The sequence below is a fragment of the Curtobacterium herbarum genome (genome assembly GCF_016907335.1).
Lineage (GTDB): Bacteria > Actinomycetota > Actinomycetes > Actinomycetales > Microbacteriaceae > Curtobacterium > Curtobacterium herbarum.
Genome location: NZ_JAFBBT010000001.1, coordinates 2,675,764 through 2,699,196 on the forward strand (window position 1 = coordinate 2,675,764; position 23,433 = coordinate 2,699,196).

A 23,433-nucleotide genomic window follows, 5' to 3' on the forward strand; every position below is an offset into this window, starting at 1 on the left:
GGACTACACCCCGGTCAGCGCGTCGGCCGTCGCGTCGTAGAAGGCCGGCTTCCGCACGGCGTACTCGACGTGCTCGGTCGCGCCGGACTGCTGGGCACGGACCGCGACCTCGGCGACGACGGACGCCGTGTAGCCGTCCCAGGCGCTCGGGCCGTCGATGCCGCCGTCGCGGGCTGCGTCCACCCAGCGCTGGACCTCTTCGTCGTACGCCGCCGCGAACCGCTCCTTGAACGACGGGGTGACGCCCTGACCCGAGACCCCGGCGGACACGATCGTCTGGGAGGTGTCGCGGCCGATGTACGCGACGCCGGACTCGAACACGGCGTCGGTCGTGACCTGGTACCCGAACTGGGCGTTCACGTTGATCTCGACGATCGCCATCGTCCCCGACTCGGTGGTGAACAGCACGAACTGCGGCTCGGGCAGGTCGGCCGGGGCCAGGGAGTTCTTCCGCGGCTTCTTGACCTCGACGCTCGTGATCGCCTCGCCCGTCAGGAACGGGATGATGTCGATCTCGTGGATCACCGAGTCGTGGATGAGCATCGACTCGCTGAAGTTGGGCGGGGTCGTCGGGTTCCGGTGGGCGTGGTGCAGCGCGAGCAGCGCACCGTTCGCGCCGGACTCACGGAGCGCCTTGAGCTCCTGGTACCCGCTGTCGAACCGACGCATGAACCCGACCTGGATCGTCGGACGGCTGGCGTGCTCCTGCTCGAGCTCGACGATGCGCAGGCTGTCCTCGGCGCTGGTCGTCAGCGGCTTCTCGCAGAGGACGGCGAGGCCACGCTCGAGCGCGGTCACCAGGATCGGCTCGTGCAGGAACCCGGGGGTCGCGATGATGACGCCGTCGATCTCGGTGGTGTCGAGGGCCTCCTCGAACGACGCTGCCGTGATCGCACCCGGGGCCAGGGCGGCTGCGGCAGCCGCGCGGCTGGCGTCGGGCTCGACGACGGCGACGACGTCCGCGTTCGAGATCTTCGCGGTGATGCGGCGGACGTGGTCGGCGCCCATCATGCCGGCGCCGACGACGGCGACGCGGAGGTTCTGCGTGGTGGTCATGGTGTTCTTCTCCTGGGGTTGCGGACGCTGCGTGGACGGGACGTCAGGAGACGCGAGCGGCCGAGGTGGCGCCGAAGATGTGATGGAAGGTGCGCTCCGCGATCGGGCCGGGGGCGTCGACCGAGCAGCCGTACATGTCCTGCTCGACGATGCCGAACACGTCCGGGTTGATCGCGGCGACGGCCTCGATGATCGGGGCGAGCTCCGGGGTACCGTGCGGCGGTTCGGTCATGATGCCCTGGGCCACGGCGGTGGCGAACGGCACGTCGTTCTTCAGGACGTCGAACAGCAGGTCGGTGTCGACCTGCTTGAGGTGCAGGTAGCCGATGCGTTCGGGGTGCGCGGCGATCAGCTTGAGGTTGTCGCCGCCGTAGTACGCGAAGTGGCCGGTGTCGAGGCACAGGTTCGTGTACCGGGGGTCGGTGACGTCGAGGAAGCGCACGGTCTCCTTGTACGTCCCGACGTGGCTGTCGGCGTGGGTGTGGAACTGCTGGTGCACACCGAACTCCTCGAGCAGCGCCTTGCCGAGCCGGTCGTGGCCCGCACCCAGACGCTCCCACTGCTCGTCCGTCAGGGTTCGCGCCTCGAGCACCTCTTCCGTGGCGTCGGATCGCCAGAGGTCCGGGATCGTCACCAGGTGCTGGGCGCCCAGCTTCGCCGCCAGGCCCGCGACGGCGACGGCCTGGTCCCACGCGCGCTGGAACTGGTCCTCGCCCTTGTGGAACCCGGTGAAGACGGTGCCCGCCGACAGCTTGAGCCCCCTCGACTCGAGCTCGTCGGACAGTTGCGACGGGTCGGTCGGCAGGTACCCGTACGGCCCGAGTTCGATCCACTCGTACCCGGCGGCGGCGGCCTCGTCGAGGAAACGCTGCCACGGCACCTGGTTCGGGTCGTCCGGGAACCAGACGCCCCACGAGTCGGGGGCGGTGCCGATGCGGATCGAGGCGGGCGCCCGGTCGGTGGTGGGGTCGCCGGTGGGGGTGGCGGTGTCGGTCATGACGTCGCTGTCGCTTTCTGTCTCGGATCGGGTTCAGCCGAGCAGCGGACGCTGCGCGGCGACCTGCTGCTCGTACTCGGCGCGGGCGGCCTGGGTGCTGGGGAGGGTGGAGGTCTGCGCGACCGGCACGTCCCACCAGCCGTCGCCGTCCGGCGCGTACACCAGCGGGTCGGAGTTGATGTGGACGAGGGTGGTGTGGTCGTTCGCCTTCGCCTGACGGACGGCTGCGGTCAGGTCGGCGATGCTGTCCGGTCCGGGCTGCACCTCGATGACGTCGACGCCGTACGACCGGGCGTTGGCGGCCAGGTCGACGGGCAGCGGCTCGCCGTTCTCGAACGACAGCGTCTCGTCCCGGTAGCGGTACTTCGTGCCGTACCGCTCCGACCCCACGGTCTCCGACAGGTGGCCGATCGATGCGTACCCGTGGTTCTGGATGAGCACGACGATGATCTTGATCCCCTCGGCGACGGCGGTCACGAGCTCGGTGTGCAGCATCAGGTACGAACCGTCGCCGACCATCACGATCGCGTCGCGGTCCGGTGCCCCACGGCGGACGCCGATGCCGCCCGCGATCTCGTACCCCATGCACGAGAACGCGTACTCGACGTGGTACCCGAGCGCATCGCGGACCCGCCAGAGCTTGTGCAGGTCACCCGGCAGCGAGCCCGCGGCCTGGATGACGACGTCCCGCGGGTCGGTGGCCGCCTGGACGGCACCGATGATCTCGGCCTGCCCCGGCAGCTCGGCGCCCGACGGGGTGAACGCCTCGTCGACGACCGCGTCCCACTGGCGCTTCCGGTCCTGGATCTCGGCGGCGTAGCCGGCGTCGACGGCGGTGGACGCGTCGGCGGCGGACGCGTCGGCGGAGGACACGTCGGTGGTGAGGGCCGCGGTCAGGGCGACCAGGGCCTCCCGGGCGTCCGCGATCACCGGCAGCTGCGTGCCGTGCTTGTACGCGTCGAAGGACGCCACGTTGACGTTCACGAAGGTGACGTCCGGGTCCTGGAACGCGGTGCGGGACGCCGTCGTGAAGTCGCTGTAGCGCGTGCCGATCCCGATCACGACGTCTGCCCGGGCGGCGACGGCGTTGGCTGCAGCCGTGCCGGTCGCCCCGATGCCGCCGAGGTACTGCGGGTGGTCCCACAGCAGCGAACCGCCGCCGGCCTGTGAGGTGCCGACCGGGATCCCGGTGGCCTCGACGAAGCGGCGCAGCTCGTCCTCGGCGCCGGAGTAGAGGACCCCGCCGCCGGCGACGATGACCGGACGCTTCGCCTGTCGGATCGCGGCGACGGCACGCTCGAGCGGACCGGTCTCCGGCAGCGGGCGCCGGATGTGCCACTCGCGGGGCTGCAGGAACGCGACCGGGACGTCGAGCTGTTCGGCCTGGACGTCCTCGGGCAGGGCGATCGTCACCGCACCGGTCTCCGCCGGGTCGGTGAGGACACGCATGGCCTGCAGCGCGATCGAGAAGAGCTGCTCCGGTCGGACCACGCGGTCGAAGAAGCGCGAGAGCGGCCGGAAGGCGTCGGTCACCTGGATCGAGGTGTCGTGCGGCATCTCGATCTGCTGCAGGACCGGGTCGGTGGTGCGCGTGGCGAAGGTGTCGGAGGGCAGCAGCAGTGCCGGCAGCCGGTTGGTCGTGGCGAGCGCCGCCGCGGTGAGCATGTTGGCCGCACCGGGGCCGACCGATGCCGTGGCCGCGAAGGTCGCACGTCGGCGGTGCATCCGGGCGAAGCCGACGGCCTCGTGCACCATCGCCTGCTCGTTGCGCGCCTGGTGGTACGGCAGCAGCCCGGGCTGGTCGACGTGGAGCTGCTTGATGGCCTGGCCGAGACCGGCGACGTTGCCGTGGCCGAAGATGCCGAAGATCCCCGGGATCGTGCGCTCGCGGACGTCGCCGTCGACCGTCCACTGGTTGGCCAGGAACTCGACGAGCGCCTGCCCGACGGTCATGCGGCGTGTGGGAGTGGTCACGCGGGCTCCTTCTCGTGCGTGTAGGGCAGTCGGGGGTCGATCGTCTCCGACTCCCACACCTGGCGCACCCACCCGTGGGCGGGGTCGTCGGTGATGTTCCAGACGCGTTCCGGGTCGGGCCCGGCCATCACGTTGAGGTAGTACATGTCGTAGCCGGGAGCAGCGACGGCCGGGCCGTGCCAGCCGTACGGCACGAGGGCCACGTCACCGGTGCGGACCTGCCGGAACTCGTCGATCTGCCGGTCGTCCGACGCGTACGTGCGGTGCAGCGCGAACGGGTCGGCCGACTCCGGGGCGTCGACCCCGCGAGCCACGGCGGACTCGTAGTAGTAGATCTCCTCGAGGTCGGACTCCTGCCCGGGACGGTTCGTGTCGTGCTTGTGCGGCGGGTACGACGACCAGTTGCCCGCGGGCGTGATGACCTCGCACACGATGAACTTCACCGCGTCGAGCGCCGCGGGTGTGCCGAAGTTGTGCACCTGGCGACTCGACTGACCGGCACCGCGGAGCTCCACGGGGACGTCCTGCCTGGGCACGTAGGCGGCCGGCTTGTGCTGGTCGGTCGGTGCCTCGGCGACCGCGAACCGACCGCGGCCGGTGATCGTCGCCGTCGTGCCGGACCCGAGGTACAGCACGTCGGTCGGTCCGTCGAAGACGCTCGACCGACCGTCGAGCACCTGCGTGGTGTCCGCCTTCGTGGAGTCGGCGTACGTCACGGTGAAGCTGCCCGCGAGCGGCACCACGATGCGCTCGACGGCGTCGGACGGCAGGTGCAGCTCGCCGCCGTCGGACAGCTCGCCGGTGCGGAGACCGGTGTGCGTCCAGCCGTCGACGCGGCCGTCGACGACGGTCGACCAGCCGTCTTCGGGTCGGGAACCGGCCGGGATGAACCAGGTGTCGTTCGTCATGCGCGGCCCGTCAGCTGTTCGACGGGAAGCCGAGGTCGACGCCGCCGTGCGAGGGGTCGAGCCACCGGGATGTGACGGCCTTCTGCCGCGTGAAGAAGCTGACACCGTCGGCGCCGTACGCCTTGTGGTCGCCGAACAGCGAGTTCTTCCACCCGCCGAAGGAGTAGTAGGCCACCGGGACCGGGATCGGGACGTTGATGCCGATCATCCCGACCTGCACGTCCCGCTGGAACCGTCGGGCGGCGCCGCCGTCGTTCGTGAAGATCGCCGTGCCGTTGCCGTAGGCGCCACCGTTGATGAGCGCCAGTCCTTCTTCGTACGATGCCACGCGGACCACGCTCAGCACCGGGCCGAAGATCTCCTCGGTGTAGACGCGGCTCGACGTCGGCACCTGGTCGATCAGCGTCGGGCCGAGCCAGAAGCCGTTCTCGTCCCCGTCGGGACGGACGGTGCGGCCGTCCACCACGATGACCGCACCGTCCTGCTCTGCGACCTCGATGTACGAGGCGACCTTGTCCCGGTGCTGCTCGGTGACGAGCGGACCCATGTCGCAGCCCCGACGGCCATCCCCGATGCGCAGCGTGGCGGCACGTTCGGCGATCTTCGCGATGAGCTCGTCGGCGACCGGCTCGACCGCGACGACGACCGAGATCGCCATGCAGCGCTCACCGGCGGACCCGAAGCCCGCGTTGATCGCGTTGTCCGCGACCAGGTCCAGGTCGGCGTCCGGCAGCACGAGCATGTGGTTCTTGGCACCGCCGAGGGCCTGCACGCGCTTGCCGTGCTTCGTCCCGGTCTCGTAGACGTACTGCGCGATCGGGGTCGACCCGACGAACGAGATCGACTCGACGTCGGGGCTGGTCAGCAGCCCGTCGACCGCGACCTTGTCGCCGTTCAGCACCGTGAAGACCCCCGGCGGCAGGCCGGCCTCGGTGAACTTCGCCGCCAGCCAGAGGGCCGCGGACGGGTCCTTCTCGCTCGGCTTCAGCACGACGGTGTTGCCGGCGGCGATGGCGATCGGCAGGAACCAGAGCGGCACCATCGCCGGGAAGTTGAAGGGGCTGATGATGCCCACGACGCCGAGCGGCTGACGGATCGAGTACACGTCGATGCCGGTCGACACCTGGTCGGAGAACTCGCCCTTGAGCAGCTGCGGGATGCTCGTCGCGAGCTCGACGACCTCTTGCCCGCGGGCGATCTCCCCGAGCGCGTCGGAGACGACCTTGCCGTGCTCGCTCGTGATGATCTCGGCGAGCTCGGCCTTGTCGCGGTTCAGGATCTCGCGGAACGAGAACATGATCTGCTGCCGCTTGCTCAGGGACAGCTCGCTCCAGGCGGGGAACGCGGCTGCGGCGCTGGCGATCGCGGCCTGCACCTCGCGCTCGTCGGCGAGCGCGACCTGCTTCGTCACGACGCCTCGGGCGGGGTCGTACACGGGCGCGGTCCGGCCGGAGGTCGAGGGGACGTGGGCGCCGTCGATCCAGTGCCCGACGACCGCGTCCCCGGCGACGTCGCCGGTGGTCGTGGTGGGTGCGCTCGTGGTGGTCATGCGTTGCTTCCTTCCGAGACGGGTTCGTTCATGCTCGCGGAGCCGACGGGTTCCCGAGTGGCGTCGTGCAGGTCTGTGGACAGATCACGGGTCGGCGTCCCCGTGTGGACGAGCCCGGCGGCCACGTCGACCGCCCCCGCCACGTCGCCGTCCGACGGGTAGAGGAGCGTCCGACCGACGACCAGCCCGCGGACGCCCGGCAGGGCGAGGGCGTCGGCCCACTTGGCGTACGTCTCGAGCGGACGGGACGCCGGGTCGCCACCGAGCAGGAGCGTCGGCAGCGTGGTCGCGGCCATCACCCGCTCCATGTCGTCGACGACCGGGATCTTCAGCCAGCTGTAGGCACTCGACTCCCCCAGGCCCGCGGCGATCGCCATCGAGGTGATCACGGCCTCGGCCGACAGGTCGTTCACGACGCTGCCGTTCCGGTGCTCGGACATGAACGGCTCGAGCATGATCGGCAGCCGACGTGCGGCGGACTCGGTCACGGCCTTCGCGGTGGCCTCGAGCGTCGGCGCGGTGCCGGCGTCGGACAGGGCCACGCGGATGAGCAGCTTCGCGAAGTCGAACCCGGAGTCCGCGATCGACGCCGCCGAGTACGCCGTGTAGCGGTCGTCCATCTCGAAGGACGCACCGCGGAGCCCCCCGCGGTTCATCGAGCCGACGACCACCTTGTCGTCGAGGGCGCCGAGGAGCGCCAGGTCCTCCAGGATGTCGGGCGTGCCGAGCACCCCGTCGACACCGGGCCGGCCGAGGGCGACGACGAGCCGCTCGAGCAGGTCGTAGCGGTTCGCCATCGCGGCCGGGTCGTCCCGCACAGCGAGTGCACCACGGGCGGGGTGGTCCGCAGCCACGATGAAGAGCTTGCCGTCCTCGCCCAGGAGGGGGCGCCTCCGTCGCGATGCGAGGACCGAGGCGATCCGCTCGGGGTGACCGGCGCGGGTGTCACGCAGCCGGTCGAAGTCGGAAGTGGTCAGCTCAGGCACGGAGCGCCTCCTCGGCGTTGGTTCCCTCGGTGTTCGTTCCCTCGGCGTTCGTTCCCTCGGTCGCCGTGCCCTGCGTCGGGTTGGCCCGCAGGAAGGCGTCGATCTCGTCGCTCGTCGGCATCGCCGTCGAGCACTCGAACCGCGTGGCGACGATCGCGCCGGCCGCGTTCGCGAACGACAGGACCCGCTCGAGCCCCCAGCCCTGCAGCAGCCCGTGCGTGAGCGCACCGCCGAAGCCGTCGCCGGAGCCGAGGCCGTTGACCACGTCGACGTGGTGCGGACGGACCTCGACGAACTCGTCGCGGGTCTTCGCGAGGACGCCCTTCGGTCCCTGCTTGACGATCGCGATCTCGACCCCGCGCTCGAGCAGGGCATCGGCCGCGCGGACCGGGTCGGACTCGCCGACGGCGACCTCGCACTCCTCGCGGTTCCCCACGGCGACGGTCGCGTGTTCGAGGGCGACGGCGACCTCACGCGTGGCGGCCGCAGGCGTCGACCAGAACATCGAGCGGTAGTCGAGGTCCAGCACGGTGTGCACCTTGCTCGCGTGCTCCGATGCGGTCCGGGCCGCGTAGGCGACGTGGTGCGCGGTCCGGCTCGGCTCCTCGCTGAGCCCGGTGACCGTGGTCCAGAAGACCCGTGCGCGCTCGATCTCGTGCAGCGGCAGGGACTTGGCCGTGATCATCAGGTCCGGTGCCTTCGGCGCGCGGTAGAAGTAGAGCGGGAAGTCGTCCGGCGGGAAGACCTCGCAGAACGCGACCGGCGTGTTCAGTCCCTCGACGGTGTCGACGAAGTCGTTGGCGACGCCGAACTCCGGCAGCGTACGGGCGATGTACCGGCCGAACGGGTCGTTGCCGGTGCGGGTGATGACGGCGGTGTCTGCGCCGTGCCGTGCCGCCGCGATCGCGACGTTCGTGGCGCTGCCGCCCACCGACTTCGAGAACGTCTCGACGTCTTCGAGGGGCCCGGTCTGCTGCGGGTAGATGTCGACGCTGACGCGTCCCATCGTGATCACGTCGTACGCGTGCGGTGCTTCGATCGTCATGCGACAGCAGGACCTTCCGTGCGGCTTCATCGTCGGACAGCCCGACTGTACACGACGCTTGGCCTAATGTCATGACATGGCTGGTCCCGGTTGTCCGTCCCCGCTCTGCGCGGTGGCCTGACCCCGCTCGGCGCGGTGGTCCGTCCCCGCCCGGCCCGGCGATCTGTCCCCGCCGGTCGCGGGCACACGGACGGGAGGCGCGGTGTCGGTGGGTCCTGCCAGGGTCGCGTCATGCAGATCCTCGCCCTGGTCATCGGCCTCGTGCTCGGCGCCCTCGTCGGCGCACTCGTCGCGTGGACGCTCGCGAAGTCCCGCGCCGGTGTCGACGCCGCGGTCGCCCGCGCCACCGCCGAGGCGCTGCGCTCCCAGCTCGAGGAGTCCCGCCACGACGCCGACGACCGGCTCGACGCTCAGGACACGCAGTACCGGCGGCAGGTGGAGTCCCTCGAGCGCCGCGCAGCCGAGCTCGAGCACCTGGTGCAGCGACTCCACGGTGCGGAGTCCGCCCGGGCACAGGACGAGTCCAAGGTCCTGACAGCCCTGAGCCCGGTCGCCGACACCCTGCAGGTGATGCGCGAGAAGATCGCGGAACTCGAACGCTCCCGCAGCGAGCAGTACGGCGCGATCTCCGCCCAGCTCCGGTCCGCCGCCGAGTCCGAGGAACGCCTCCGCGCCACCGCCGAGACACTCGCCGGTGCCCTGTCGTCGAACAGCACGCGCGGGGTCTGGGGCGAGACGCAGCTGCGCAACGTGGTCGAGGCGGCGGGGCTGCTCGAACGCGTCGACTTCGACGTGCAGTCGGCCGTGACGACCTCGGCCGGCGCTGCCCGTCCGGACATGATCGTGCACCTGCCCGGCGGCAAGTCGATCGCCGTCGACGCGAAGGTGCCGTTCGCCGCCTACCTGCAGGCCTCCGAGATCCCGGCGAGTGCGACCGGGGCCGAAGCCGCACGTCGTGAACAGCTCATCGCGCAGCACGTCAAGGCGCTCCGTGCCCACGTCGACGCCCTCGCCGCGCGGGAGTACTGGTCGGGCTACGACGCCTCGCCGGAGCTCACCGTCGCGTTCATCCCGTCGGAGTCACTGATCGCCAGCGCCCTGGCCGCCGACCCGGGGCTGCTCGACCACGCCTTCCGGAAGCGTGTTGCGCTGGCCTCCCCCGTCACGCTCTGGTCGGTGCTGAAGACCGTCGCGTTCTCGTGGCAGCAGGACGTCGTCACACAAGAGGCGCGTGAGCTCTTCACGATCTCCCGCGAACTGCACGGACGGCTCGCGACGATGGCAACCCACGTGGACAAGCTCGGCCGATCCATCCGGGGCAGTGTCGTCGACTACAACCGTTTCGTGGGGTCGCTCGAGCGGCAGGTGCTGCCGAGTGCCCGGCGGCTGTCACTGCTCGACGAGTCGAAGGTGATCGCGGACCCGGCGAGCATCGAGGACGAGCCGCGGCTGTTGACGGCGCCGGAGCTCGTCAGCGCGACCGAGGACTGAGCGCGGGCCGCTCGCGCTTCCCGCCACCGGCCGGCCCCGGCTGCCCCGGGCTGCCCCGGCCGGCCCCGGCTGCCCCGGCCGGCCTCGGCCTGCGTCGCAGAACAGAAACCCGCCCGAACCACGGGATGCCGTGGTTCGGGCGGGTTCCTGTCGTGCGACGTCGATCGGCGCCGCGGGATCTGCTCAGCGGATCAGAACCACTTCTCGGCGCGGTGGTCGGCCTGGATGCGGCGGATGGTGTTCGAGCGCGACCGCAGCACGAGCGAGTCGGTGTGGATGACGCCACGCGAACGGCGGACACCGTCGACGAGCACGCCGTCGGTGACACCGGTCGCGACGAAGAACGTGTTGTCACCGGTGACCAGGTCGTCCTGGTCGAGGACCTTGTCCAGGTCGTGGCCGGCGTCGATCGCCTTCTGGCGCTCCTCGTCGTCCTTCGGCTGGAGCTTGCCGAGCAGCACACCGCCGAGTGCCTTGATCGCGCAGGCCGTGATGATGCCTTCCGGGGTGCCGCCGACGCCGACGCACATGTCGATCGCCGAGCCGGGCAGGGCCGCCGCGATGCCACCGGCGACGTCACCGTCGAGGAGCAGTCGGGTACCGGCACCCGTCGCGCGGATGGCGCGGATGAGTTCGTCGTGGCGCGGACGGTCGAGCACGGCGACGACCATGTCCTCGAGGTCCTTGCCCTTCGCCTCGGCCAGCGCGCGGATGTTGTCGCCGATGGGCTTCTCGAGGTCCAGGACCCCGCGGCCCTCAGGACCGGCGGCGATCTTGTCCATGTAGAACACGGCGGACGGGTCGTACATCGAACCGCGGTCGGAGACGGCCATCACCGAGATGGCGTTCTGGCGGCCGGCGGCGGTCAGCGAGGTGCCGTCGATCGGGTCGACCGCGATGTCGCAGGCCGGGCCGTGGCCGTTGCCGACGTGCTCGCCGTTGTAGAGCATCGGGGCGTTGTCCTTCTCGCCCTCGCCGATGACGACCACGCCGTCGAAGTTCACGGTGCCGAGGAACTTGCGCATCGCGTCCACCGCGGCGCCGTCGGCGAGGTTCTTCTCACCTCGGCCGACCCACGGCTGGGCCCGGATCGCAGCAGCCTCCGTCGCGCGGACGAGCTCGAGCGCGAGGTTGCGGTCGGGCTGGAGGAACAGGGAGCCGGTCTCAGTCGTGGGAGTCACACCCCCCAGCGTACCGAGCGCCGACCGTCCGGCTTCCCCGGCGGACGGATGTGCAGAGCGCGATCCGTCCACAGGCACCCCTGACACCGAACGCGCACCGACCGGCCCTGACTAGCATCGAACTGGACATCACCGAAGAAGTCGAAGGAGATCCCAGTGCCCATCGCAACGCCGGAACAGTACGCCGAGATGATCGACCGCGCGAAGGCCGGGAAGTTCGCCTACCCCGCGGTCAACGTGTCGTCCTCGCAGACCATCAACGCGGTCCTCCAGGGACTGACCGAGGCGGGCTCCGACGGCATCATCCAGGTCACGACCGGCGGCGCCGACTACTTCGCCGGACAGACCGTGAAGAACCGGGCTGCGGGTGCACTCGCCATGGCTGCCTTCGCGCACGAAGTGGCGAAGAACTACCCGATCACGGTCGCGCTGCACACCGACCACTGCCCGAAGGACGCGCTCGACGGCTTCGTCCTGCCGCTCATCGCCGCGAGCGAGGAAGAGGTCCGCCAGGGCCGCCACCCGATCTTCCAGTCGCACATGTGGGACGGCTCGGCCGTGCCGCTCGACGAGAACATCGAGATCGCGAAGACGATGATCGAGAAGACGCGCAACATCAACGCCATCCTCGAGGTCGAGATCGGCGTCGTCGGCGGTGAAGAGGACGGCGTGCAGCACGAGGGCACGAACGACGCCCTCTACACGACGGCGAACGACGTCGAGCGTGTCGTCGAGGCACTCGGCATGGGTGACCAGGGCCGCTGGATCGCTGCGCTGACGTTCGGCAACGTGCACGGCGTCTACAAGCCGGGCAACGTCAAGCTCCGCCCCGAGCTCCTGGGCGAGATCCAGGACGCCATCGCGCAGAAGCACGGCACCGGTCAGAACCCGCTCGACCTCGTCTTCCACGGTGGCTCGGGCTCGACCGACGACGAGATCCACGAGGCCGTCCGCAACGGTGTCATCAAGATGAACATCGACACGGACACGCAGTACGCGTTCACGCGCTCGATCGCCGGGTCGATGTTCTCGAACTACGAAGGCGTCCTCAAGCTCGACGGCGAGGTCGGCAACAAGAAGCAGTACGACCCGCGTGCCTGGGGCAAGGTCGCCGAGTCCGCGATGGCCGCCCGTGTCGTCGAGGCCACGAAGGTCCTCGGTTCCGCGGGGCAGTCCCAGAGCTGAGACGAGTACCGAGCTGAGACGAGTACCAAGCTGAGTCCAGTACAGAGCTGAGTCGAGTACCGAGCTCAGACCGGCCGGGAGGCCCGGGGGCGCGTCCGGCGGACGCGCCCCCGTCTGCGTCCGCCGCACGCCCACTGCACGCCGGCTCCGGACGACGTGCCACGATGGTCGGATGACCGTCGACGCCATCGCCAGCGAGTTCGCCCACTTCGTCACGGAGTCCCCCACCGCGTTCCATGCGGCGTCCGTCGCCCGTGACCGCCTGGTGGCCGCGGGGTTCACCGACCTGGACGAGACCGCGGCGTGGCCGACCGACCCGGGCGCCTACGTCGTCGTCCGCGACGGCGCGGTGATCGCTTGGCGACTGCCGGAGAGCGCGACCGCGACGACGCCGTTCCGCATCCTCGGCGCACACACCGACTCCCCCGGCTTCCGCATCAAGCCGAACCCGACCGTCCGGGTCGGCGGCTGGGAGCAGCTCAACGTCGAGGTCTACGGCGGCCCGGTCCTGTCGACCTGGTTCGACCGCGACCTCCGCATCGCCGGCCGGGTCGTCCACCGCGACGGCACCACCTCGCTGTTCGACACCGTCGACGCCGTCGCCCGGATCCCGAACCTGGCGATCCACCTCGACCGCGGCGCCAACGACGGTCCCGCCCTCGACAAGCAGCGGCACACCCTGCCGATCGTCGGGACCGACGGCAGCACGGGCGGCAGCGACGCGATGGCGTGGCTGCACTCCCGGCTCGGTGAGAGCGCGGTCTCGTGGGACCTCTTCTTCGCCGACGCCCAGGCGCCGTCGCGGATCGGCATCGACCGGGCGTTCCTGGCCTCGGGCCGGATGGACAACCTGACGAGCGTGCACGCCGGTCTCCGCGGGCTGCTCGAGGCTCCGGGCGACGGCGACCACATCCCGGTCTTCGCGGCGTTCGACCACGAGGAGATCGGGTCGTCCTCGCCGTCGGGTGCGGGTGGGCCGTTCCTCGAGGACGTCCTGGCCCGCGTGCAGGAGGGCCTCGGCGCCAGCCGCTCCGACTCGGCCCGCGCCTTCCGTTCCTCGTGGCTGCTCTCCAGTGACGCCGGACACCTGGTGCACCCGAACTACTCCGAGAAGCACGACCCGACGAACCGCCCCCGGCCGGGCGGCGGCCCCCTGCTGAAGATCAGCGCGAACCAGCGGTACATGACCGAGGCGAAGGGCACCGCGGTGTTCGCTGCCGCGTGTGGAGCGGCCGGTGTCGACCACCAGCCGTTCGTCAACGTGAACACGATCCCCGGCGGCTCGACCATCGGCCCGATCGCGGCGACCCGGTTGGGGATCCCGACGATCGACATCGGCGTCGGCCTGCTGTCGATGCACTCGGTGCGGGAGCTCGTGCACGTCGACGACCTGGCCGACCTGCACGCGGCGGTCGCGGCCTTCCTGGCCTGACCAGCGACCGCGTGCCAGGGTCGGACCATGACGTGGAGCACGAGCGCTGACGCCCGACGGTACGGTTCGACCCTGCTGCAGGGCGAGCGGGTCCGGTTCCGTGCGCTCGAGGACCCCGACCTGGCCGACCTGGTGCGGTGGTGGCGGGACCCGGAGTGGTCGGTACTGCAGCAGATGGTCGTCCGCCCGCGGCCCGAGGCGCCGGTGACGGAACTCTTCCGGTCGTGGAGCAGCAGCGAGCGCGGCGGTGACGTCGGCTTCAGCGTCGTGGACCGCGAGTCGGACGTGCTCGTCGGGCACGTCACCCTGTTCGGTGGTGCGCTTCCGGTTCGTGCCGCGACCCTCGCGGTGATGATCGGCGCGGAGCACGTCGGCCGTGGCTACGGCACCGACGCGGTCCGGGTGCTCACGGACTACGGCTTCCGCGAGATGGGCCTGAACCGCATCGAGATCCGGGTGCACGCGTTCAACGACCGAGCACGTGCCGTGTACCGGACGGTGGGGTACCAGGAGGAGGGTGTCCGTCGAGCGGCGACGTTCCACGAAGGCCGCTTCCACGACGAGGTCGTCATGTCCGTGCTCGCCCACGAGTGGGCGGCCCGGACAGCCGCCCCGGCAGCACCGGCAGCAGAACGCGGAGCGGCACCGACGGCAGAACAGGCCGCAGCCCCGTCACCGTCGGACGGTCAGCCCCCGGAGGCCTGACGCATCATCGCCGCGACGAACCCGTCGTCCTGGAACACAACGATGACGAACACGACCGAGCTGAACACCGTCGCGACGGCTCCACCGAGCAGCGGTACCCAGAACGTCCGCTTGCCGGCCCGGAGTCGGACGACCGACCACCAGAGCACGAGGGCGAACACGACGAGCATGCCGACGGCGCTGATCATCGCGGCACCGTTGAGCGTGCCGGGGTCCTGCAGTTCCGTGTAATTCGTCTCGAGCGTCTGCCGGACGGTCGAGGCAACCGAACCGATCGACAGCGACTGCACGACGCTGACCAGGCCCATCGCCAGCAGCACGAAGGTCAGGAGCACGTCGACCGGCGAAGCACCGAGTCGGCGGCCGGCCGCTCCGTCGCGCGGGGTCGGCGCCCCGCCACGCTCACCCTGCGGCGTGCGCTCCGCCGTCCGGTTCGTCCGAGCCGTCGTCCGGTTCGTGCGCTCCGCCGTGCCGTTCGACCGGACAGCGGACGCGGCGGCCGAGGCGGCGGTGTGCTCCCGGTCCCGCTGCTCCTGGCGTTCCTGTTCGGCGAGCACGGGGTTGACCCATCCCTCGGGCGCGTACTCCCCGTACTGCGGAGCCGGACGGCCGACCACACCGGTCGCCCGGACGCCGGTCCCGTCACCGCCGGACGGACCAGCGCCGACAGGACCGGTGCCGGCCGGACCAGCGCCGGACGGACCGGCGCCGGAACCGGCGTCACCACCCGCGGAGTCGACGGATCCGTCGGAGGTGATCCGGGCCTCCCGGCCGTCCACCGCCGTCGTCGCACGCGGCGGGACCCCGGTCCAGCCGTCCGTCTGCGGATCGGGGGCGGTCATCGGGTGCGCCCGCCGAGCGGACGCGTCGACTTGCCGTCGGCGTCGGTGCGGAGTTCGCGGGGCAGCGAGAACATCAGGTCCTCGTGCGCGGTGACGACCTCCTCGACCGAGCCGTAGCCGGCGTCGGCGAGCTGTCCGAGGACCTCGGCGACCAGGACCTCCGGCACCGAGGCGCCGCTCGTGACCCCGACGGTCCGGACGCCGTCGAGCCACTCCTGCCGGATCTCCTCGGCGTAGTCGACGCGGTGCGCGTCCTTCGCGCCGTACTCGAGGGCGACGTCGACGAGGCGGACGCTGTTCGACGAGTTCGCGGAGCCGACGACGATGACGAGGTCCGCGGCCGGCGCCACCTTCTTGACCGCGACCTGCCGGTTCTGGGTGGCGTAGCAGATGTCGTCCGAGGGCGGGTTCTCGATCGACGGGTACTTCTCGCGCAGGAGTCGCACCGTCTCCATGGTCTCGTCGACGCTGAGGGTGGTCTGCGACAGCCAGACGAGGTTGTCCGGGTCGGGGACGTCGAGCGCGGCCACGTCGGCCGGGCCGTTGACCAGGATCGTGCGGTCGGGTGCGTGGCCCATCGTGCCCTCGACCTCTTCGTGGCCGGCGTGCCCGATCAGGATGATGGTGCGCTCGGCCTTGGCGAACCGGGTGGCTTCGCGGTGCACCTTGGTGACGAGCGGGCAGGTCGCGTCGATCGCGTGCAGGTCCCGTTCCGCTGCGCCGGCGACGACCGCCGGGGAGACGCCGTGCGCACTGAAGACGACGTGCGATCCGCGCGGTACTTCGGCGACGTCGTCGACGAAGACCGCTCCGCGCTGCTCGAGCGTGGACACGACGTGGACGTTGTGGACGATCTGCTTGCGGACGTAGACCGGTTCGCCGTACTGCTCGAGCGCCTTCTCGACCGCGACCACGGCCCGGTCGACGCCGGCGCAGTACCCGCGGGGTGCTGCGAGCAGGACACGCTTGGGCCCGCTGACCGGGACGTCGCGCAGTCGACCGCGCGCTGCCGGGACCCGCGGCGGGGCGAGCGGGACCGAGTGGCCGTTGGTGATCGTCACGTCCCCGATGATAGGTGAGCAGGACCCGCACAGCCTGGGCACCGACGAGCCTGTGGAGGAGCGTCACCGACCGGGATGTCACCGGTGTCCGGCAGCATGGTCCGCACGACGAGAGAGGGGCACGATGGCGATCGAACAGGGGCCGCCCACGGCAGAGGACCCGTGGCCCGTCGCGCTGCTCGGCGCGAAGCTCCGCGACTGGATCGATCGGCTCGGCGTCGCCTGGGTCGAGGGCGAGATCACGCAGTGGAACGTCGCGGGCGGCAACGTCTACGGCAAGCTCAAGGACATCGAGGTCGACGCCACCGTCTCGTTCTCCATCTGGTCGAGTGTGCGCTCCCGGGTGCCGTCGGACCTCAAGCAGGGCGCCCGTGTCGTCGCGGCGGTCAAGCCGAACTACTGGGTCAAGGGCGGCTCGCTGACCATGCAGGTCGTCGAGATGAAGCACGTCGGGCTCGGGGACCTGCTCGAACGGCTCGAACGGCTGCGCCGCGCCCTGGCAGAGGAAGGCCTGTTCGACCCGGCCCGCAAGAAGCGCCTGCCGTTCCTGCCGCACCGCATCGGGCTGATCACCGGCAAGGACTCCGACGCCGAGAAGGACGTCAAGCGGAACGCGCAGCTCCGGTGGCCGCAGGTCGAGTTCCGCACCGTGCACACCGCGGTGCAGGGCGACCGCGCGGTGGCCGAGGTCACCGCGGCGATCCAGGAGCTCGACGCGGACCCCGAGGTCGACGTCATCATCGTCGCGCGCGGCGGCGGCGACTTCCAGAACCTGCTCGGCTTCAGCGACGAGGGCCTGGTCCGCGCCGCCTCGGCCGCGGCGACGCCCATCGTCTCCGCGATCGGGCACGAGGCCGACCGGCCGATCCTCGACGAGGTCGCGGACCTCCGCGCCTCCACCCCGACCGACGCCGCGAAGCGCGTGGTGCCGGACGTCGCCGAGGAACTGGCCAACGTCCGGCAGGCCCGGGCGCGACTCGGCCTGCGCCTCTCGCACACGCTCTCCGTCGAGGCCGACCGGATCGCGGCCCTGCGCTCGCGGCCGGCGTTGGCCTCCACCGCCTGGCTGGTGGACACCCGCGCCGAAGAGGTCGCTCGCGACCTGTCCCGCGCCCGTGAACTCCTGGACCGGCGGATCGAACGCTCCCACTCCGAGGTCGGGCACCTGACCGGTCGGCTGCGCGCCCTGTCGCCGCGGGACACCCTGCGCCGCGGGTACGCGATCGTGCAGACGAGCAGTGGTGCGGTTCTCCGCGGGGCGGACGAGCTCGACGGCGCGACGCCGGTGCACGTCACGCTCGGGACGGGGACCGCGGTCGGCACGCTCGAGGCGGACGGGCCCGGTCCCGATGGGTCGGGTCCCGATGGGTCGGGTTCCTAGCCCGGGAGGCCCGTCCCGGCCCCGGCAGGTCGCCCGCCTCGTCCTCCACCAGCGCTGCATGCTCTGGTGTTCTCCACAGGCGTCCGCCACAGCGGTCCCTCCGGTGTCGGCTCGGTAGGATCGGAGCGTGTCTTCCGAGCAGCAGTCCGAGCAGCCCGACGTCCGCTCGCTGAGCTACGAAGCGGCGCGTGACGAACTCGTCCGTGTCGTCTCCGAGCTCGAGCAGGGGTCGGCGACCCTCGAGCGGTCCCTGGGCCTCTGGGAGCGCGGCGAAGCCCTGGCCGCCCGGTGTGAAGAGTGGCTCGTCGGTGCCCGTGCCCGGCTCGATGCCGCCCGCGCCGCGACCGAGAACGGCAGCGCGGACCAGACAGCCGCGGGTGACGCCCGATGAGCGATCCGGAGACCGGTCGACCGATCGTCGCCGAACTCGGCCGCCCCGAGACGGCCGAGGAGACCTGGGCGCGGAAGGACACCGCGCGCCGGGCCCGTCGTGAGCACCAGACGGCGTTCAACCTCGTCCTCGCGCTCATCGCCTCGCTCGGCATCGTGCTGTTCCTGGTGGCCGTCGTGGTCCGCCCCGACCAGGCCGTGGACCGCTCGGTCGACTACCGGCAGGTCGCGCAGCAGGCCGACGTCTCCGGCGCGGAGCTGCTCGTGCCGGACCTGCCGTCGTCGTACACCTCGAACAACGCCGAGTACCAGTCCGGTTCGGCTCGCGGCGTCGCCGTGTGGACGATCGGTCTCCTGACGCCGGACGAGCAGTACATCGGCATGCACCAGGGCATCGACGCCAACGACACCTGGGTCGCCGACCAGCTCGACCAGAAGTCCGCCACCGGTTCCCGCACGATCGCCGGGACGAAGTGGACCGTGTACGACCGTCGCGACGAGGGCAAGGCCGCCGGCAACAACGCGTACGCCCTCGTGACGACCTCCGGCAAGGACACGGTGGTGCTCGCCGGCACCGCCGACCAGAAGTCCTTCACGACGGTGGCGACGGCGGTCGGCAAGGAACTCGACCGCTAGCCAGCAGCACCACGCAACACCGGCACCACCGCGACCACCAGCAGCACGACCCGACCATCCCCGCGAACCCGATCAGCCCGAGGAACGACACACGATGACCGACCGCGCCGCCTCCACCCCCGCCGACGCCCTCCGACTCCTGGTCGAGGGCAACGCCCGCTTCGCCGCCGACAAGCGCCGCACCGGCCGGATCGACCCCGAACGCCGCTCCGAGCTGCAGGGTTCCCAGGCGCCGTTCGCGACGGTCCTCGGCTGCTCGGACTCCCGCGTGCCGTTCGAGCACGTGTTCGACGCCGGCATCGGTGACGTCTTCGCCATCCGCAACGCCGGGCAGATCGTCGACGACGTCGTGCTCGGCTCGATCGAGTTCGCCGTCGTCGCACTCGGCACCCCGCTGGTCGTCGTCCTGCGGCACACGAAGTGCGGAGCCGTCGCTGCCGCACGCTCCGGCGAGCCGGTCCCCGCCCCGCACCTGCAGGCCCTGGTCGACGCGATCGCGCCGAGCGTCGAGCGGGTCCGCGCCACCGACCCGGACGTCGCGCAGGAGTCCGTCGGGGCCGCCCACCTCGAGTCCAGCCTGAAGTCGATCCTCGACCGGTCGGGTGCCGTCTCCGACGCGATCGCGGACGGTAGGTTGGCCGTGGTCGGCGCGACCTACGACCTCACCACGGGCGAGGTCTCGATCGACACCGTCGTCGGACAGGCCTGACCCGACGACGTGACCGCTCCGGCAGCGACGAGCCGCCCGAGCGCCACCGACACCGCCGCGACCGCGACCCGGTGTGAGCACCACGAGGAAGGACCACGACGACGTGACCGACACCACCACCCCCGCTGACGGCGAGTTCCGCATCGAGCACGACACGATGGGCGAGGTGCGGGTCCCCGCGTCGGCCCTCTACCGTGCGCAGACGCAGCGGGCCGTGGAGAACTTCCCGATCTCGGGCACCGGCCTCGAGTCGGCGCAGATCGTGGCCCTCGCCCGGATCAAGCGCGCTGCGGCGCTCGTGAACGGTCGGCTCGGCATCCTCGACGACAGCGTCGCGCAGGCGATCGCCACGGCGGCCGACGCGGTCATCGGCGGCGAGCACCACGAGCACTTCCCCGTCGACGTGTACCAGACCGGCAGTGGCACCTCGTCGAACATGAACATGAACGAGGTCCTGGCGACCCTGGCCTCCCGAGTCGCCGGCGCCGAGGTCCACCCGAACGACCACGTCAACGCGTCCCAGTCCTCGAACGACGTCTTCCCCACCTCGGTGCACGTCGCCGTGACCGAGGCCCTCATCCGGTCACTCGTGCCGTCGCTCGAGCACCTCGCCGAGGCCCTCGAGCGCAAGGCGGTCGAGTGGGCAGACGCGGTGAAGTCCGGACGCACGCACCTGATGGACGCCACCCCGGTGACCCTCGGGCAGGAGTTCGGCGGCTACGCGCGCCAGATCCGCCTGGGCGTCGAGCGTGTGAACGCCACGCTCCCCCGCGTCGCCGAGGTCCCGCTCGGAGGCACGGCCGTCGGCACCGGCATCAACACGCCGAAGGGGTTCCCGCAGCAGGTCATCGCCCAGCTCGCCGAGGACACCGGGCTGCCGATCACCGAGGCGCTCGACCACTTCGAGGCGCAGGGTGCCCGTGATGCCCTGGTCGAGGCGTCCGGCGCGCTCAAGGTCATCGCGGTCAGCCTGACGAAGATCAACAACGACCTGCGCTGGATGGGCTCCGGGCCGAACACGGGCCTCGGCGAGCTGCACATCCCCGACCTGCAGCCGGGCTCGTCGATCATGCCCGGCAAGGTCAACCCGGTCATCCCGGAGGCCACGCTGATGGTCGCCGCGCGGGTGATCGGCAACGACGCCACCGTGTCGTGGGCCGGCGCCTCGGGGTCGTTCGAGCTCAACGTCGCGATCCCGGTGATGGGCACGGCGCTGCTCGAGTCCATCCGCCTGCTGGCGAACAGCTCGCGGGTGCTCGCCGACAAGACCGTCGACGGGCTCCAGGCGGACCTCGAGCGGGCGCGGGCCTACGCCGAGTCGTCGCCGTCGATCGTGACCCCGCTCAACCGGGTCATCGGCTACGAGTCGGCCGCGAAGGTCGCGAAGTACGCCGTCGCCGAGGGCCTCACGGTCCGACAGGCAGTGGTCGCCCTCGGGTTCGTCGAGCGCGGCGAGGTCTCCGAGGAACAGCTCGACAGCGCCCTCGACGTCCTGAGCATGACGCACCCGAACTGACCCGTCCGCACGACACCGGCGTCCTCCCGAGACGCCGCGACCACCTCGAGACGCCGCCCCACGGGGCGGCGTCCCGCCCGCCCGGCACCGTCTCACCCGTCCGGCACCGCCTCGCCTGCCTGTCGGCGCCTCGCCTGCCCGGCACCGCCTCGCCCGCACCGCGACGGACGGGAGGCGCGGCACCAGCCCGCACCGCGCCTCCCGTCCGCTATCCGCCCGCCCACCGCGCCCCGGCGCGAGGCGGCGGCGCACAACCGAAACCGCTCCGAACCACGGGATCCCGTGGTTCGGAGCGGTTTCGGTTATGCCAGTCCGGCCGACACCGGCCGACCCCCGGCGGCGGGGCGGCCGGCCGCACCGGCCGCCCCGCCCCGCTACGCGAGGTCCGGCGAGTCCAGCATCTCCGTCACGAGCGCCGCGATCGCCGACCGCTCCGACCGCGTCAGCGTCACGTGGGCGAACAGCGGGTGCCCCTTCAGCCGTTCGATCACCGAGGCGACCCCGTCGTGCCGCCCGACCCGCAGGTTGTCCCGCTGGGCGACGTCGTGGGTCAGCACCACCCGGGAGTTCTGCCCGATGCGCGACAGCATGGTGAGCAGGACGTTCCGTTCGAGGGACTGCGCCTCGTCGACGATCACGAACGCGTCGTGCAGGGAGCGTCCACGGATGTGGGTGAGGGGCAGGACCTCGAGCATGCCGCGTTCGACGATCTCGTCCAGCACGTTCTCCGAGACCAGCGCGCCGAGGGTGTCGAACACCGCCTGCGCCCAGGGGTTCATCTTCTCGGAGGCATCTCCCGGCAGGAACCCGAGCTCCTGCCCGCCGACGGCGTAGAGCGGGCGGAACACCATGATCTTCTTGTGCTGCTGGCGTTCCAGGACGGCCTCGAGTCCGGCGCACAGGGCGAGTGCGGACTTGCCGGTGCCGGCGCTGCCGCCGAGCGAGACGATGCCGATCTCCGGGTCGAGCAGCGCGTCGATGGCCAGCCGCTGTTCGGCGGAGCGGCCGCGGAGGCCGAAGACCTCGCGGTCGCCGCGCACCAGCGACACCGCACCGGCGGCGTGCACGCGGCCGAGCGCTGAGCCGCGTTCGGAGTGGATGACGACGCCGGTGTTGACCGGGACGCCGTCGAGTTCCGGGGTGCGGATCTCCTCCTTCTCGTAGAGGTCGGCGACCTGGTCCCCGGACACCTGCAGGGTCGTGATGCCCGTGTAGCCGCTGTCGACGGCGAGTTCGGCGCGGTACTCCTGCGCGGCGAGGCCGATCGACGCGGCCTTCACGCGGAGCGGCAGGTCCTTCGACACGACGACCACGTCGAGCCCGTCGTTGGCCAGGTTCGACGCGACGGCCAGGATCCGGGAGTCGTTGTCGCCGAGCTGCAGCCCCGAGGGCAGGACGGACTGGTTGGAGTGGTTCAGCTCGACACGCAGGGAGCCGCCGTCGCCGACCGCGATCGGGAAGTCGAGGCGTTCGTGTTCGATGCGCAGCTCGTCGAGGATCCGCAGTGCCTGCCGAGCGAAGTACCCGATCTCCGGGTCGTTGCGCTTCGACTCGAGCTCGCTGACGACCACGACGGGCAGGACCACCGCATGCTCGTCGAACCGGAACAGTGCGCGCGGATCGCTGAGCAGCACCGACGTGTCCAGCACGTACGTGCGCTGGGCGACCGGCGTGGACGAGTCCGCGGCCCGGCTGCTCGCAGCGGTGGGCTGCGGCGAGGTGGAAGACGTTCCGCGAGAGACGTTCTGAGAGGTCACGACCACTCCATCCCCGGGCCGCGATCGACCCGGTCATGTCCTTCGACGCGGCCACTGGAGCGGTCCCGGAGCACCGACCGTGGCCGCTCCGACCGGGCGCGTTGCCCGATGTCGCCAAGCTACGACGCGCGGCCGGACGGCACCAGCGACACGCCTGTTCCCGCGGTTACGGTCGTGTGTCGTCCGGCTGAACGTCCGGGAGGCGCGTTGCCGGCCCGCCACGCCCCTCCCGCCCGCCGAGCGGTCACGAACCGTCGGTCCAGCCGCCCCAGAGCGACAGAACGTGACCACTCGACGGAACGCAGACGGGGCGTCGTGACCACTCGGCGCCGCGGTCGGGAGGCGCAGTGCCAGCCCGCCACGCCCCTCCCGCCCGCCCCGACACGCCCCACACCCCCCGCCGAGCGGTCACGAACCGTCGGTCCAGCCGCCCCAGAACGACGCAACGCGACCACTCGACGGAACGCAGACGGGGCGTCGTGACCAGTCACGGAGGCGTCCGGGAGGCGCGGCACGGGCCCGCCCCGCGCCTCCCGCCCGACCCGACACGCCCCACACCGCCCGCCGAGCGGTCACGAACCGTCGGTCCAGCCGCCCCAGAGCAACAGGACGTGACCAGTCGGCGAGGCGCA

20 protein-coding genes are annotated in these 23,433 nt (G+C 71.2%); 9 read left to right on the forward strand and 11 right to left on the reverse strand.

From position 1 onward, the window contains the following. Positions 1–3: 3 nt before the first annotated feature. From JOD51_RS12705 to iolC, 7 genes are read right to left on the reverse strand one after another with little or no spacing between them, the layout of a single operon-like run. Positions 4–1,056, reverse strand: a complete 1,053-nt coding sequence (locus tag JOD51_RS12705; protein WP_204609048.1) for a Gfo/Idh/MocA family protein — start codon at positions 1,054–1,056, stop codon at positions 4–6. 43 nt (positions 1,057–1,099) lie between these two features. Next, complete coding sequence (locus tag JOD51_RS12710) at positions 1,100–2,053, reverse strand: sugar phosphate isomerase/epimerase family protein (protein WP_204609051.1); 954 nt, start codon at positions 2,051–2,053, stop codon at positions 1,100–1,102. Positions 2,054–2,086: 33 nt separating this feature from the next. Next, on the reverse strand, positions 2,087–4,006 hold the full coding sequence (gene iolD, locus JOD51_RS12715) for a 3D-(3,5/4)-trihydroxycyclohexane-1,2-dione acylhydrolase (decyclizing) (protein WP_204611211.1): 1,920 nt from the start codon (positions 4,004–4,006) through the stop codon (positions 2,087–2,089). A gap of 17 nt (positions 4,007–4,023) precedes the next feature. Continuing rightward, positions 4,024–4,935, reverse strand: coding sequence for a 5-deoxy-glucuronate isomerase (iolB, locus tag JOD51_RS12720; protein WP_204609053.1), 912 nt, complete (start codon positions 4,933–4,935; stop codon positions 4,024–4,026). Between the two features lie 10 nt (positions 4,936–4,945). Next, positions 4,946–6,484 (reverse strand): CoA-acylating methylmalonate-semialdehyde dehydrogenase, encoded by a 1,539-nt coding sequence (locus JOD51_RS12725; protein WP_204609055.1) that lies wholly within the window; start codon positions 6,482–6,484, stop codon positions 4,946–4,948. Next, positions 6,481–7,470: a class I fructose-bisphosphate aldolase gene (locus tag JOD51_RS12730; RefSeq protein ID WP_204609057.1), complete on the reverse strand. Its 990-nt coding sequence runs from the start codon at positions 7,468–7,470 to the stop codon at positions 6,481–6,483. Before JOD51_RS12730 ends, JOD51_RS12725 begins: the two co-directional genes overlap by 4 nt. Beyond that, on the reverse strand, positions 7,463–8,515 hold the full coding sequence (gene iolC / locus JOD51_RS12735) for a 5-dehydro-2-deoxygluconokinase (RefSeq protein ID WP_204609059.1): 1,053 nt from the start codon (positions 8,513–8,515) through the stop codon (positions 7,463–7,465). Before iolC ends, JOD51_RS12730 begins: the two co-directional genes overlap by 8 nt. A 231-nt stretch (positions 8,516–8,746) precedes the next feature. Between iolC and JOD51_RS12740 the strand changes: the two genes are divergently transcribed. Then, positions 8,747–10,006, forward strand: coding sequence for a DNA recombination protein RmuC (locus JOD51_RS12740; RefSeq protein WP_204609061.1), 1,260 nt, complete (start codon positions 8,747–8,749; stop codon positions 10,004–10,006). 191 nt (positions 10,007–10,197) lie between these two features. On the opposite strand, the gene glpX is transcribed toward JOD51_RS12740, so the two are convergent. Next, positions 10,198–11,187, reverse strand: coding sequence for a class II fructose-bisphosphatase (gene glpX / locus JOD51_RS12745; protein ID WP_204609063.1), 990 nt, complete (start codon positions 11,185–11,187; stop codon positions 10,198–10,200). Between the two features lie 156 nt (positions 11,188–11,343). Between glpX and fbaA the strand changes: the two genes are divergently transcribed. From fbaA to JOD51_RS12760, 3 genes are all read left to right on the forward strand, one after another. Further along, on the forward strand, positions 11,344–12,372 hold the full coding sequence (gene fbaA / locus JOD51_RS12750) for a class II fructose-bisphosphate aldolase (RefSeq protein ID WP_204609066.1): 1,029 nt from the start codon (positions 11,344–11,346) through the stop codon (positions 12,370–12,372). Between the two features lie 172 nt (positions 12,373–12,544). Further along, positions 12,545–13,804, forward strand: coding sequence for a M18 family aminopeptidase (locus tag JOD51_RS12755; protein ID WP_204609068.1), 1,260 nt, complete (start codon positions 12,545–12,547; stop codon positions 13,802–13,804). A gap of 27 nt (positions 13,805–13,831) precedes the next feature. Next, entirely contained in the window at positions 13,832–14,509 is a 678-nt protein-coding gene (locus JOD51_RS12760) for a GNAT family N-acetyltransferase (RefSeq protein WP_204609070.1), read from the forward strand. Here JOD51_RS12760 and JOD51_RS12765 read toward each other — a convergent pair. Both JOD51_RS12765 and JOD51_RS12770 read right to left on the reverse strand, forming a co-directional pair. After that, positions 14,491–15,351 carry a DUF6264 family protein gene (locus JOD51_RS12765; protein ID WP_204609072.1) on the reverse strand — a complete coding sequence of 287 codons (861 nt, stop codon included), beginning with the start codon at positions 15,349–15,351 and terminating at the stop codon, positions 14,491–14,493. The two genes, JOD51_RS12760 and JOD51_RS12765, sit on opposite strands and share 19 nt — an antisense overlap. Continuing rightward, the gene (locus JOD51_RS12770; RefSeq protein WP_204609074.1) at positions 15,348–16,412 is read right to left on the reverse strand and encodes a 4-hydroxy-3-methylbut-2-enyl diphosphate reductase; all 1,065 of its coding nucleotides are present in this window, start codon (positions 16,410–16,412) and stop codon (positions 15,348–15,350) included. Before JOD51_RS12770 ends, JOD51_RS12765 begins: the two co-directional genes overlap by 4 nt. Positions 16,413–16,536: 124 nt before the next feature. Here JOD51_RS12770 and xseA point away from each other — a divergent pair, with 124 nt between their 5' ends. The 5 genes from xseA to JOD51_RS12795 all read left to right on the forward strand — a co-directional run bounded on the left by xseA (position 16,537) and on the right by JOD51_RS12795 (position 21,044). Further along, positions 16,537–17,793, forward strand: a complete 1,257-nt coding sequence (gene xseA, locus JOD51_RS12775) for an exodeoxyribonuclease VII large subunit (RefSeq protein WP_204609075.1) — start codon at positions 16,537–16,539, stop codon at positions 17,791–17,793. Between the two features lie 127 nt (positions 17,794–17,920). Then, the gene (locus tag JOD51_RS12780) at positions 17,921–18,184 is read left to right on the forward strand and encodes an exodeoxyribonuclease VII small subunit (RefSeq protein WP_204609077.1); all 264 of its coding nucleotides are present in this window, start codon (positions 17,921–17,923) and stop codon (positions 18,182–18,184) included. Further along, a complete protein-coding gene (locus JOD51_RS12785; RefSeq protein WP_204609079.1) occupies positions 18,181–18,819 on the forward strand; it encodes a DUF4245 domain-containing protein in 639 nt (212 codons plus the stop codon). Before JOD51_RS12780 ends, JOD51_RS12785 begins: the two co-directional genes overlap by 4 nt. A 94-nt stretch (positions 18,820–18,913) precedes the next feature. After that, positions 18,914–19,528: a carbonic anhydrase gene (locus JOD51_RS12790; protein ID WP_111075720.1), complete on the forward strand. Its 615-nt coding sequence runs from the start codon at positions 18,914–18,916 to the stop codon at positions 19,526–19,528. Between the two features lie 103 nt (positions 19,529–19,631). After that, a complete protein-coding gene (locus JOD51_RS12795) occupies positions 19,632–21,044 on the forward strand; it encodes a class II fumarate hydratase (RefSeq protein WP_204609082.1) in 1,413 nt (470 codons plus the stop codon). 374 nt (positions 21,045–21,418) lie between these two features. On the opposite strand, the gene phoH2 is transcribed toward JOD51_RS12795, so the two are convergent. Beyond that, the gene (phoH2, locus tag JOD51_RS12800; RefSeq protein WP_372378115.1) at positions 21,419–22,807 is read right to left on the reverse strand and encodes an RNA 5'-3' helicase PhoH2; all 1,389 of its coding nucleotides are present in this window, start codon (positions 22,805–22,807) and stop codon (positions 21,419–21,421) included. Between the last annotated feature and the right edge of the window lie 626 nt (positions 22,808–23,433).